At 54.7% G+C, this 12,563-nt stretch carries 13 protein-coding genes; 10 read left to right on the forward strand and 3 right to left on the reverse strand.

Features of this window, described 5'->3' with window-relative positions:
• Positions 1 to 33: 33 nt before the first annotated feature.
• From ACIPF8_RS22590 to ACIPF8_RS22620, 7 genes are all read left to right on the forward strand, one after another.
• Positions 34 to 1,614, forward strand: a complete 1,581-nt coding sequence (locus ACIPF8_RS22590; RefSeq protein WP_400425695.1) for an ABC transporter substrate-binding protein — start codon at positions 34 to 36, stop codon at positions 1,612 to 1,614.
• 41 nt (positions 1,615 to 1,655) lie between these two features.
• Entirely contained in the window at positions 1,656 to 2,966 is a 1,311-nt protein-coding gene (locus ACIPF8_RS22595; RefSeq protein WP_400425698.1) for an acyl-CoA thioester hydrolase/BAAT C-terminal domain-containing protein, read from the forward strand.
• A complete protein-coding gene (locus ACIPF8_RS22600) occupies positions 2,963 to 3,556 on the forward strand; it encodes a CMD domain protein (RefSeq protein WP_400425701.1) in 594 nt (197 codons plus the stop codon). Before ACIPF8_RS22595 ends, ACIPF8_RS22600 begins: the two co-directional genes overlap by 4 nt.
• Entirely contained in the window at positions 3,553 to 4,155 is a 603-nt protein-coding gene (locus ACIPF8_RS22605) for a peroxidase-related enzyme (protein WP_400425704.1), read from the forward strand. Before ACIPF8_RS22600 ends, ACIPF8_RS22605 begins: the two co-directional genes overlap by 4 nt.
• Before the next feature lie 99 nt (positions 4,156 to 4,254).
• Positions 4,255 to 5,145 (forward strand): LysR substrate-binding domain-containing protein, encoded by an 891-nt coding sequence (locus ACIPF8_RS22610; protein WP_400425707.1) that lies wholly within the window; start codon positions 4,255 to 4,257, stop codon positions 5,143 to 5,145.
• Between the two features lie 137 nt (positions 5,146 to 5,282).
• Complete coding sequence (locus ACIPF8_RS22615; RefSeq protein ID WP_400425709.1) at positions 5,283 to 5,954, forward strand: epoxyqueuosine reductase QueH; 672 nt, start codon at positions 5,283 to 5,285, stop codon at positions 5,952 to 5,954.
• Between the two features lie 23 nt (positions 5,955 to 5,977).
• Complete coding sequence (locus ACIPF8_RS22620) at positions 5,978 to 7,432, forward strand: methylenetetrahydrofolate reductase C-terminal domain-containing protein (RefSeq protein ID WP_400425712.1); 1,455 nt, start codon at positions 5,978 to 5,980, stop codon at positions 7,430 to 7,432.
• A 135-nt stretch (positions 7,433 to 7,567) separates the two neighbouring features.
• Here the strand turns inward: ACIPF8_RS22620 and ACIPF8_RS22625 are convergent, their stop codons facing one another.
• The 3 genes from ACIPF8_RS22625 to ACIPF8_RS22635 all read right to left on the reverse strand — a co-directional run bounded on the left by ACIPF8_RS22625 (position 7,568) and on the right by ACIPF8_RS22635 (position 10,308).
• Positions 7,568 to 8,077 (reverse strand): flavin reductase family protein, encoded by a 510-nt coding sequence (locus ACIPF8_RS22625; RefSeq protein ID WP_400425715.1) that lies wholly within the window; start codon positions 8,075 to 8,077, stop codon positions 7,568 to 7,570.
• A 191-nt stretch (positions 8,078 to 8,268) separates the two neighbouring features.
• Positions 8,269 to 9,297, reverse strand: coding sequence for a methionine synthase (locus tag ACIPF8_RS22630; RefSeq protein WP_400425718.1), 1,029 nt, complete (start codon positions 9,295 to 9,297; stop codon positions 8,269 to 8,271).
• A gap of 27 nt (positions 9,298 to 9,324) precedes the next feature.
• On the reverse strand, positions 9,325 to 10,308 hold the full coding sequence (locus ACIPF8_RS22635; protein ID WP_400425721.1) for a DUF1852 domain-containing protein: 984 nt from the start codon (positions 10,306 to 10,308) through the stop codon (positions 9,325 to 9,327).
• 405 nt (positions 10,309 to 10,713) lie between these two features.
• Here ACIPF8_RS22635 and arr point away from each other — a divergent pair, with 405 nt between their 5' ends.
• From arr to ACIPF8_RS22650, 3 genes are all read left to right on the forward strand, one after another.
• Positions 10,714 to 11,169: an NAD(+)--rifampin ADP-ribosyltransferase gene (arr, locus tag ACIPF8_RS22640; protein ID WP_400425723.1), complete on the forward strand. Its 456-nt coding sequence runs from the start codon at positions 10,714 to 10,716 to the stop codon at positions 11,167 to 11,169.
• A 254-nt stretch (positions 11,170 to 11,423) separates the two neighbouring features.
• Complete coding sequence (locus tag ACIPF8_RS22645) at positions 11,424 to 11,987, forward strand: RNA 2'-phosphotransferase (protein ID WP_400425725.1); 564 nt, start codon at positions 11,424 to 11,426, stop codon at positions 11,985 to 11,987.
• The gene (locus ACIPF8_RS22650) at positions 11,977 to 12,384 is read left to right on the forward strand and encodes a hypothetical protein (protein WP_400425727.1); all 408 of its coding nucleotides are present in this window, start codon (positions 11,977 to 11,979) and stop codon (positions 12,382 to 12,384) included. The genes ACIPF8_RS22645 and ACIPF8_RS22650 overlap by 11 nt, the downstream gene beginning before the upstream one ends.
• Positions 12,385 to 12,563: the final 179 nt, after the last annotated feature.

A 12,563-nucleotide genomic window follows, 5' to 3' on the forward strand; every position in this document is an offset into this window, starting at 1 on the left:
TTCAATAATGAACACTAACCGAGGATGATGCAGATGAAAAAAACGCTCCTTTCCAGCCTGCTGGCTGTCGCTTTGCTGGGCGCCGCCGCCAGCGCGCAGATCCAGGCCCAGACGCTGAATATCGCCTTTGCCGATCCATTGTCGTCGCTCGATCCGCAACTGAACAATCATGCCGGCGACCGCTCGGTCGACCTGCATTTCTGGGATCTGCTGGTTGAAAACAACTACAACAAGCTGCAACCCGGCCTGGCCGTGAGCTGGAAGAATATCGATCCCAAGACCTGGGAGTTCAAGCTGCGCAACAACGTCAAATGGCAGGACGGTACGCCGTTTACTGCCGCCGACGTGATTTTTTCGTACCAGCGCGCCCGCAATGTGCCCGGCAGCGTGGCGACTTTTGCCGGTTATCTGCGCACGGTTGAATCGGTGACCGCCAAGGATCCGCTGACATTGGTCATCAAGACCAACATCCCGAATCCCGATCTGCCGCTGAACCTGGCGTCGGTGCACATCGTCAGCAAGCATGTCGGTGAAAAATCGGCCACGGAGAATTACAACAGCGGCGCTGCCGTGGTCGGCACCGGCCCTTACAAATTCGTTGCCTATACGCCGGGTGACCGGGTTGTGATGGAGCGCAACAGCAGCTACTGGGGCGAAAAGCCGATATGGGAAAAGGTCAATTACCGCTACATCAATAACGCCGCGGCGCGCACTGCAGCCTTGCTGTCCGGCGATGTCGACGTGATCGACAAGGTGTCGGTATCGGATCTGAGCCGGTTGAAGCAGTCGCCGAACGTCAAGGTGTTCCCATACAACGGCTTGCGCGTGTTGTTGCTGCAGCCGAGCTTCCATCCGGGGCCGAACCCTTATATCACCGACAACAACGGCAAGCCGCTGGAAAAGAATCCATTGCTCGACGTGCGCGTGCGCCAGGCCTTGTCGCTGGCAATCAACCGCAAGGCGCTGGTCGACCGTATCCTGCAAGGCGCCGCCACTGAAGCCAATCAATGGATGCCGGCCGATACCTTCGGCTACAACCCGGACATCAAGAATATTCCGAACGATGTCGTCCAGGCCAAGAAACTGCTGGCTGAGGCCGGCTTCCCGCAAGGCTTCAAGCTGACGATCCATGCGCCAAATGATCGCTATCCGCAAGCGCCGGAAACCGCGCAAGCCATCGCGCAATTCTGGACCCGCATCGGCATCAAGACCCAGGTGGAAGTCGTGCCATGGGCTTCCTACTCGACGCGCGCCAACAAGAATGAATTCGCGGTCAGCATGCTGGCCTGGGGCAATGGCACCGGTGAAGCCAGTTACGCGCTGGTGAACGTATTGGCGACCGTCGATGCGAAAAAGGGGCTGGGCGCTTCGAACTGGGGCCATTACAGCAATCCGGCGGTCGACAAGGCGCTTGCCGATTCCACTGCCGAATTCGATGTGGCGAAACGTGAAGCCATCCTGCGCCAATCGGCCAAGATCGTTTCCGACGATGCCGGCATCATCCCGCTGTATCACTACCAGAATATCTGGGCGGCAAAAAAAGGCTTGAAGGTCACGCCGGTCAGCAGCGACCGCACCACAGCCATGATGGTGACCCAGGATGGGAAGAAATAAGATGTCCGGCCAGTGTTTGCGGCAGGCAAAGGAGGGCGGCGATGTCGAAGCTTGAAATCAGCGTCAGCCCGGCCGACGACCTGATTGACGTCCCGCGCCGCATAGTCGTTCGTGGCGCTGCGGCGGGCGAGCGGGTGGAAATCGGCAGTAGCACCTTGCGCGCCGGTGTCCCGTGGCATAGCCGCGCCTGCTTTGTGGCCGATGCACAGGGGCAGGTGGACCTGACGCTGGCCGAGGCGGTGGAGGGTGATTATTCGGGCGTCTTGGCGATGGGACTGTTGTGGTCGCAAACGCCGCAGCAGCCTGGTCGGCGCGAGGTGTTCCATGCGGATGTACAGGAACCGCTCGTGACCACCTTGACCGCCAAAGCCGGCGAGCGCAGCGCCGATGCCGAACTGGTGCAGCGCCTGTGTGCCGCAGGCGTGACACGCCGTCCATTGCGCGAGCAAGGTCTGGTCGGCACACTGTTCCTGCCGGCCGGCGACGGTCCGCATCCGGCCATCATGATACTCAACGGCTCAGGCGGCGGCATCAACGAGGCGCGTGCCGCGTTGTATGCCTCACGCGGTTACGCGGCGTTGGCGCTGGCGTATTTCAAGGCGCCGGGCTTGTCGGATTACATCTCCAACACGCCGCTGGAGTATTTCCAGTCTGGCCTGGATTGGATCAGGCACAACCTGAAGCCGCAATCGGATTTCGTCGCCATCAGCGGCCAGTCGCGTGGCGGTGAGTTAGTGCTGTTGCTCGGCGCAACCTTTCCGGAGCAGGTATCGGCAGTGCTGGCCTACGTGCCGAGCGCACTGGTGCATAGCGGCCAGAACGCCGCCGATCCGGCGATAGGACGGGAAGGGCCGACCTGGCTCTTGAACGGCCAACCCTTGCCGCACCAATGGCAAAACAATCGCACCGCCAGTTGGCAGCCGTTCGATGAAGGACCACCGCCACACCGGCATGCGCTGGCAATGTTGACCGCTTTGCAGGATGAAGAGGCAGTAGCGCGGGCGCGCATCCCGGTAGAAAAAATCCAGGCGCCGGTAATGCTGTTCTCCGCCGGCGACGACGGTTCCTGGCCATCCAGCCTGTATTCAAAAATGGTCAGCGACAAGCTCAAAGAGGCCGGCCATCCGTATCCGGTCGAGTGGCAGGATTACCAGGATGCCGGGCATTCGATCCTGTTTCCCTATGTTCCGACCACCCAGCTCAGTTACGCCCATCCGGTATCCGGACGCATCAGCACCGGCGGCGGCCAGCCGGCGCCAAATGCTGAAGCCGACCGGCATTCCTGGCAACAGGCGCTGGCGTTCCTGCAGCATGCGCTTGCTGCACATACTTCTAAAAAGGAAACCTCATGACGACGCACACCTACAAAATAGACAAAGACGTCATCGACAAAGACGTCATCGACAAAGACGTCATCGACAAAGACGTCATCGACAAGCTGGTCGGCCTGCAGCCCGGTAGCGCGACCCACGCGCTGCGCCATCAGCGCGAGAAAGTTGCCGCTGCAACCCAAGGCAGCTATGACACCTTGTTCGATCCAGCCCTGGCAGACATCGGCCTGGACGAACGCTTGCTGGTGGCGCTGTATGCATGCCGGCTCAGCGGCGCGAGCGACCTGGTGGCGCATTACCGTGCGCGCTTGGCGACGGTGACGGTGGATGCAGAGCAGTTGGCCGCAGCAGCAGAAGGGCAACCGGAGCAACTGCCAGCCGGCCGCCTGCGCGCCATGCTGAATTTTGCCCGCGCCTTGACGCAGCGCCCGGTCGAGGGCGATAAAGAAGTCCTGCAGAGCCTGCCCGCCGCCGGCATCAGCACACCTGCCGTGGTGGCGCTGTCGCAGCTGATCGCCTTCATTTCGTATCAAGTGCGCGTGGTAGCCGGCCTGAAAGCGCTCGAATTGGCCGCACGATCCGCACCGTCATCCCACAAGGAGCAAGCATGAGCAGCATCATCAAATCGCACGGCTTCACCAATGAAGTGCTGGAATGGGATGCATGGCTGGACGTGATCGATCTCGGCAGCGCCACCGAAGACCAGGTCAAGGTGCTGGAAGAAAGCCATCCCAAGGCCAAGACCTCAGACTATTATCTGTTCCTGGGTCACCAGCCGGATATCCTGCGCCAACGTTCGGCTGCCTTCAACGCCATCATGTACGCTCCGGGCGGCATGTCGCGCGCCGAACGCGAGTTGGGTGCGATGGTGGTGTCGCGCATCAACGGCTGCGTCTACTGCGCATCGGTCCACGCCCAGCGTTTCGAACAACTCGCCAAGCGCAACGACACCGTGCAGCAGGTGTTCGACGATCCGTACCAGGCCGGCATCAATGCGCGCGAACAGGCAATCTCCAAATTCTCCGCCGAACTCACCGATGCCCCGGGCGAACTGAACGCCGCCAGCATCGAGGCGTTGAAAGAAGTCGGCTTGAATGAACTGGAAATCCTCGACCTGATCCACTCGGTGGCGATCTTTGCCTGGGCCAACCGGCTGATGCTGAATCTGGGAGAGCCGGTGTTTCCTGCGGGTGATGCAACAACCGCATAAGGATCCATGCCGGCGCAACTTGGATATCAGGCTGGCAATGACTAAATGATGAAGTAAAATGACTTTATCTTAAAAAAATATGAATTTTACTCATCTATTATGCTTGATCGTATTCATTTATCCATCGTCCAAGAGGTGGAAAAGCAAGGTTCGCTGACCGCGGCTGCGGGCGTCCTGCACGTGACGCAGTCGGCATTAAGCCACAGCATGAAGAAGCTGGAGCAGCAGCTGGGCACCGATATCTGGCTGCGCGAAGGCCGCAGCCTGCGCTTGACCCAGGCCGGGCAATACCTGCTGGCCGTGGCCAACCGGGTGCTACCGCAGTTGGCATTGGCGGAAGAACGCTTACGCCAGTTCGCTCAGGGCGAGCGTGGCGCGCTGCGCATTGGCATGGAGTGCCACCCTTGTTACCAGTGGTTGCTGAAGGTGGTGTCGCCTTACCTGGCGGCGTGGCCGGATGTTGACGTGGATGTGAAGCAGAAATTCCAGTTTGGCGGCATCGGTGCCTTGTTCGGTTATGAAATCGATTTGCTGGTCACGCCCGATCCGCTGGACAAGCCCGGCCTGGTGTTCGAGCCAGTGTTCGACTACGAGCAAGTGTTGGTCGTAGCCGGCAGCCACAAGCTCGCCAAGGAGGAGTACGTCAAGCCCAAACAGTTGACCAACGAGGTGCTGGTGACTTACCCAGTGCCGGTGGATCGTCTTGACATCTACAGTATGTTCCTCACGCCGGCCGGTATCACGCCCAAGCGCCATAAAGCCATCGAGACCACCGACATCATGTTGCAGATGGTGGCCAGCGGACGCGGCGTGGCAGCTCTACCGCGCTGGCTGGTGCAGGAATACGCGGACACGATGGATGTGGTTCCGGTTCGGCTCGGCAAGAACGGTATTGCCAAGAACATCTACCTGGGCGCACGCGAGGCTGATGTGAGCATCGATTATCTGCGGGCTTTCATCGAGCAGGCGAAGAGGCCCGTCGTCGCTTGATCCGTCCTGGTGACAAGTCCTATGAATATTATTCATAAAACCATGAAAACATATCCATGTTCATGAGGCCAGGCCGAGGGCGATAATGCCGGGTTACCCAGTCCGGCGAGTGCGGGCGCATTTCATGGAGAGTTCTCATGGCATCCACAACCGAACGCAAGCGGCTGGCCTTGCCCGGCGGGCACAACAAGGTGCTGCTGCATTCCTGCTGCGCTCCCTGTTCGGGCGAAGTGATGGAAGCCATTCAGGCGTCCGGCATCGACTTCGCGATCTTCTTTTACAACCCCAACATCCATCCACTAAAAGAATACGAACTGCGCAAGCAGGAAAACATCCGCTTTGCTGAAGAATTTGGCATTCCCTTCATCGACGCCGATTATGATCGCGACAATTGGTTTGAACGCGCCAAAGGCATGGAAAATGAACCGGAGCGCGGTATCCGCTGCACCATGTGTTTCGACATGCGTTTTGAGCGCACGGCGCTGTATGCCCATGAACATGGTTTCCCGGTCATCACCAGCTCGCTGGGTATCTCGCGCTGGAAGGACATGCAGCAGATCAATGATTGCGGCGTGCGTGCAACTTCGCACTATCCGGACATGCTGTATTGGGAGTACAACTGGCGCAAAGGCGGCGGGTCGGCGCGCATGATCGAGATCAGCAAGCGCGAGAACTTCTATCAACAGGAGTATTGCGGTTGCGTCTATTCTTTGCGCGACACAAATCGGCACCGTCAGGAAAGCGGCCGCGAACGCATCCAGCTTGGCGTCAAGTTTTACGGCGATGAAGATGCTGCGGCCGAGGACTGAGTTTTGGTCATACCTGTGCTGCCTTGAGTAAATTAAAACAGGCGCTGAACGAAAGACGCTTCGTCTGCGTGTTAGAGATCGTTCCTCAACAGTCTCCTTCGCGTTTGGCTGCGCTTGAACAAATCCTGCAACGCGGGCACCTGGCAGGCTGGCCGTTACTGCCAGCCTTCGCCGATCGTGTCGGCCTGCACTCGGACCTAAGCCCCCTGGAAGGTGCCGGGGCATTAGGGGATCCGGCCTCATCCTTGCTGCACTTTTCAGGCAAGGATCGTGAGCGTGCAGACTTGCTGCTTCAGATGGCGTCGATGAAGGCCCGTGGTCTGGAGCAGTTGTTGCTGCTCAGTGGTGATCGCTTGCCGGGCCACCATCCTGATCAGGCGGCAGTGCGCTATCTGGAGTCGGTACCCGCGCTGCAGATAGCCCGTGAGCATTGCCCGGACTGGTTTTTGGGCGCGGCATTGAATCCGTTCAAATACCGCGAAGAAGAAGGCGGCGCACAGTATCTGAAAGGGCAGAAAAAGCTTCTGGCTGGCGCTGATTTTTTTACCTTGCAACTGGGTTTCGACGCCGCCAAGCATATGGAAGCCCAGACCTGGATGCGCACTCAGCTGCAGATGAAACCCATGCTGGCCTGTGTGATGCGCCTGACCGACAAGCGCGCGGCCGTTCTGCAAGCCGTGCCCGGCATCGTCATCACCGAATCCATGCGCGAGCTGTTGGGCAGGGAGCAGCAGGTATCCCAGGCCTATGCCAGCGCACGCAGCCTTGAGCGCCTGGCCCTGCAGATAGTCGGCCTGCAATTGATGGGTTATGCCGGTGTTCATGTGTCCGGGGTGCATACGCTGGACGAACTACTGTCGTTGGAGCAGGCGATCACCGAGCAGCGCGACAGCATGACTTCACTGGCCGATTGGATCAACCGATGGCATGCAAGTTGGCAGATGCCTGGGGCGCCCCAGGTATGCTTCGTCCCCGAAAACGCTGCCTGGGAAATGGGGCAATCCGATGTCACCGCCACGCGGCGGGAGCGCCTGCGATACCTGCTGCTTTCTACGGTACATGGCCAGTTTTTCAGTCGCACGGGATGGCTCAGCAGAGCTATGGGCTGGAGCATGACGCGCCCTATCTGGAAGGTCGGCGTGGCTGCGAATGCGCTACACGCTGTCGAACGGACAGTCAAACGGCCGCTGGTCGGCTGCGATACCTGCGGCAGCTGCCGCTTGCAACAGACCCTCTACGTGTGCCCCGAGACATGCCCGAAAGGCCTGGCGAACGGTCCCTGCGGCGGTACCCGGCTCAATCGCTGCGAATTTGGCGATCGGGAGTGCGTGCACAGTGTCAAATACCGGATTGCCAAATCTGCCAATCAGCTACCTGTACTGGCGCAGACGTTAATTCCTTGTATCGGAGCGGGCAACAGGCACCGCAGTTCCTGGCCTGAATGGTTCGAGCCGGAAGATTCGACGGCAGGGCGCTGAATCGAACCCCAGGGAATGATCGCCACCTCGTCCCGCCTAGGTAGTGGTATTTCGGCTCCGGCGGCAAGAGTAATCACGGAGATGGTAAGGCTCCCGATTGATTGAAGCGGAAAAGATGGCGGCAGAGGTAAGCGCTCAAACCGTGCTATGCGCGGCGAGGTTGCAATATTGTCCTTTGTAATACAGTAATGGCTGCGTAGCAGCAGCTTCTTGCAGGTTTAACGCTTTCACTTCACCAATCACGATCAGGTGATCACCCGCGGCGTGTTCGGCGTGAATTTCGCAATCAAGCCAGTGCAGGCTGCCGACAATGATCGGATTCCCCAGCGGCGATTCCCGCCATTCGACTTCGTGCCACTTGTCCGCGCCTCGCCGAGCGAATTGGTTGGAAATCTTGACTTGCTCATCTGACAGGATATTCACTGCGAATCGACCTGCCTGGCGAATTTTGGGATAGCTGGCCGAACTGGACATGACGCTGAATGAAACCAGCGGCGGATTCATCGACACACTATGGAACGATTGGCAAGTGAAGCCAATCGGCTCGTCATCGATGTGTGATGTAATCACCGTGATACCGGATGCGTAGTGCCCGAGCGCTTCGCGAAAGCTCAATGGCTCGATAGCAGAACTAGAAAGTGACATAGTAGGTACTAGATACTGGGTGCAGATCGAAAGTGTTAAGGACGGCCTGGAGTAGTCCGGTTATGTTGGCTGACTTCAGCCTTTGCCAATGTTGCAAGCGACCCATCGATCAAAACCGACCAAATCGCCCACTCCATTCTTCGCGTTTGGCCGTCGCGAGCAGCTCACGACGGCCATTTTCCGCCTCAGAATCAGTTTGAGAGTTCTCTGCGGACGATTTCTGCGCCTGCACTCAAAGCATTTAGCTTGCCTCTTGCCACTTCGCGAGATAAGGGAGCCATGCCGCAGTTGGTGCAAGGGTAGAGCTTGTCGGCATCTACAAATTGAAGTGCTTTTCGTAGGGTATTGGCTACTTCCTCGGGTGTTTCAATGGTGTTGGCTGCCACATCAATGGCGCCGACCATCACTTTTTTACCTCGAATGAGTTCAATCAGATCCATTGGAACATGAGAGTTGTGACATTCCAGTGAGACTATATCGATACTGGATTTTTGCAGCTTGGGAAAAGCTTCTTCATATTGTCGCCACTCTGAGCCCAGCGTCTTTTTCCAATCTGTATTGGCTTTGATGCCATAGCCATAGCAAATATGGACAGCAGTTTCACACTTAAGTCCTTCAATCGCCTTTTCTAATGTGGCAACTCCCCAATCATTCACCTCATCAAAGAAGACATTGAATGCTGGCTCATCAAATTGGATGATATCGACACCAGCTGCCTCTAACTCCCTGGCTTCTTGATTGAGGATTTTGGCGAATTCCCAAGCCAGTTTTTCACGACTTTTATAATGGTTATCATAAAGCGTATCGATCATGGTCATGGGACCCGGCAAAGCCCATTTGATGGGTTGCTTGGTTTGCTGACGTAAAAACTTGGCATCCTCAACAAAGACCGGCTTCTGGCGAGCGACGGCACCAACGACCGTCGGCACGCTCGCATCATAGCGATCACGAATTCTAACGGTCTTACGGTTTTCAAAATCAACGCCGCTGAGGTGTTCAATAAACGTGGTAACAAAATGTTGGCGTGTTTGTTCGCCATCACTGACGATATCAATACCCGCGTGTTGCTGTTCCTGCAGTGACAAACGCAAAGCATCTTGTTTGCCCTCGATCAAGCCCTCATCTTGCAATTTCCAAGGTGACCAAAGTGTTTCGGGTTGTGCAAGCCAAGAGGGTTTAGGTAAGCTGCCAGCAGTTGATGTGGGTAACAATTTTTTCACAATAGATGACCTTATGTTTTTGATTCGTCAAAGAGCGTAATTAGCGGACCATTGCGTAAGAACAGCTTGGTATGGCTTGATGAAATTCTCTTCAACAAACCTTCCTTGCTCAATAGCCAGCCGGCTGCGCTCTTCTCGGTCATAGACAATTCGAGTTAATGAATAATCCTGGTGCTTCAAATTTGGTTGATAGGATTTTCCTGCCGGAGAATTGGCGTTGTAAATCTCAGGCCGGTAAATCTTTTGGAAGGTATCCATCGTGCTGATGGTGCTGATCAGCTCAAGATTGGTGTAATCACCAAGCAAATCGCCGGAAAAATAAAAAGCCAAAGGCGCAGCACTATTCGGAGGCATGAAGTAGCGAACCTTCAGCCCCATTTTTTTGAAATATTCGTCCGTTAGAGAATATTCATCTTGTTGGTATTCGACGCCCAATACAGGATGCTGATTTTCAGTCCGATGATAGGTCTTGCTACTCGAAACGCTCAGGCATATAACGGGCGGCTTATTGAAATGATCTTTGTAAGCGTCTGAATTCACGAAGCACTTAAACAGCTTTCCATGCAGACTTCCAAAATTGTCTGGAGTGCTGAATTCGGGCTGATTCTTGGAGTGCTCCAGCAGTAGCACGCTAAAGTCATAATCTCGCACGTAAGAGGAGAAATTATTTCCTACGATGCCCTCAATGCGTTCGTTGGTTTTTCGATCAACAATATTCGTCTTCAATATTTCAATCAAGGGGAGGGCATTGCCACTGCTTTCGCCATCAATATTCATTTCAACGGAAATGATCTCAAGTTTGACGGTATAACGATCACCTTTGGGATTATCCCAATGCGCCAAGGCATTGAACCGATTGTCAATCATCCTGAAGGTGTTGCACAAGTTCTCTTGGCGACTCTCCCCCCTGGCCAAATTAGCAAAGTTGGTTGTGATACGCGTATTGTCTGAAGGACGATAATCCTCATCGAAACAAATGCTCTTGATGGCAAATGTAAACTCTTTACTCATTGTGATCTGGCGCCCTAATTTCTGAGATAAAACCTGCGGTTACTTCTTGCTTTTTTCCGTACTTCCCGATGTTCTTTTCTGGTTTTTTGATTCAGCAGTCTTGACATTGTCGATATCGGAGACGAATTTTATGCTGCGCCATCGATGAATAAAAATGATTTGATCTCATGGAATCATTAGTTGTGCTCATAATGCGGCGTGCACTGAGTTGCAGAAGTCACTGTCCCGAAGGGTTCTTTGAATCGTCCTGACTTTCGTGGGGCTGCTTCATTTAAGAGCAACTGACGGCGGCCACTTTGGAATGCGCATGGGTGGCTACGTTGAGAGGCGAAACTGTGGCTGTATTGATGCAGTTATGCAAAAATCGGCGTTGCGCCAAAAATGACACTTTCAGGAGATGCGCGTATGAGCAATCAAGATTGGAGCCCAGTCACCCATGAGAGCTGTAGTAACGTGACGGGGCCCTTTTACCATGGGACTAAATACCATCTCGAAATAGGTGAGCTGTTAGTGCCAGGTTTCGCATCCAACTTCGAGGAGGGGCGGGTCTCAAACAACGTATATTTCACGGCCCTCTTAGAGCCGGCTGTCTGGGGCGCGGAATTGTCTACCTCGCTTGCCGGCATGGAGGAGCGTGGCAACATTTATATCGTCGAACCCACAGGTACCTTTGAAGATGACCCAAACCTGACAAATAAGCGATTTGTCGGTAACCCTACACAATCCTACCGTACACGGCACCCCGTGCGAATCGTCGGTAAGGTGAATGATTGGACTGGACACCCGCCGGAAGTGCTTCAGCAGATGCTCGACGGTCTCAAAGAAAAAATGCGTAACGGCTTAGCCGCGATAGAAGACTAATGAATTGTAGTGCGCGATCCAAATCATTCAGCCTTGAATTGTCTACGGTCGGAAATCGGCCAGAAGCGGTCGGATGAGCGTTTTCCCCATAGCGGCTATTGATTCATTATGGATACTATTTTTCTTCGGCAGCGGTAACCTATATATATGCAGACAGGGGCGTCAACAATTGAGTTGGCCAGCTACTACGATTTATGACGGTCTGGAATCGTGGCAGGAACGATGTATGATTCCGGAGAACAGAGAACGAAACGATGAATAGCGGTCAGAAGAAATTTGAATCGGGCAGTAAGTTTCTCAGTCTGGTGCTTCGCCACAAACCTGAACAAATCGGCCTTGCCCTGGATGGGGAAGGCTGGGCGTCAATAGATGAATTGGTCAAATTGGCCAATGCTAACGGCCAAAGCTTTGACCGACAAACAATTGAAGCCATCGTCGCCGAAAGCGACAAGCAACGTTTTGCGTTGAGTCGTGATGGTTTGCGGATTCGGGCCAACCAAGGCCATTCAGTAAGCGTTTCTCTGGGCTTGGAACCGATAGTGCCGCCAGATACGCTATACCATGGCACAGCAAGTCGTTTTCTACCTTCCATCGAATTGAGCGGCCTGCATTCAGCACAGCGGCAGCAAGTACATCTATCAAGCGACGCAAGTGTCGCGGAACATGTTGGTGTGCGCCATGGCAAGCCTATCGTGCTGATTATAGATGCAAAGGCAATGAGCGCGGATGGTCACCTATTTTATCTATCTCAGAATGGCGTTTGGCTCACAGATGCCGTCCCAGTCAACTATATTCGCGGTCCGTGGAATGAACAATAATTATTTTCCTCTTTCGTATCGCTGGTTCCTAGCCAAAGGTTTGACGAAATGGCAGCCTTGGTACTTCATTGACACCGATTTTTCGGTGAAAGAAGCGCCGAACTGTGTTGAAAACCAATTCGCGACGCGAGCTTTTAAGGTCGAAACTGGCGCCGATTTCGACGTATATTTATTTGCCCGGCGTCAGGACATGGATGACTATGCATTCTTTGTCGTACGAGATGGAAAAATTGAGGACAAGGTTGTTAGCATGCACCTGTCTTTTGCAAAAAAGCTAGAACTCAATGAGCCGCTCCGATATTCCGAAATCAAGCAAAGTTTTGTTCAATGGCTCCGAGAAATCGTTATCGCAGATGTTGAATACTGGATAAGCGAAGAAGATATGTATGATGAATAGCGCCACTATTTATCTGCGATGGCAGTGTACTTAGGTAGGAGGGCGACAGTCGCAAAGCGGCCAGTAGCGGCTCTTCACCAAGTGGGGCGGTGGCAATAAGTCAGTGCGAAGTAGCGCAGTGACTCGGCATCAACCACGAAAAAATTGCGGAAGCCATTTAAAAAAGTGAGCTGAAAAAT

This window comes from Collimonas sp. NPDC087041, assembly GCF_044745265.1.
Classification (GTDB): Bacteria; Pseudomonadota; Gammaproteobacteria; order Burkholderiales; family Burkholderiaceae_D; genus Collimonas.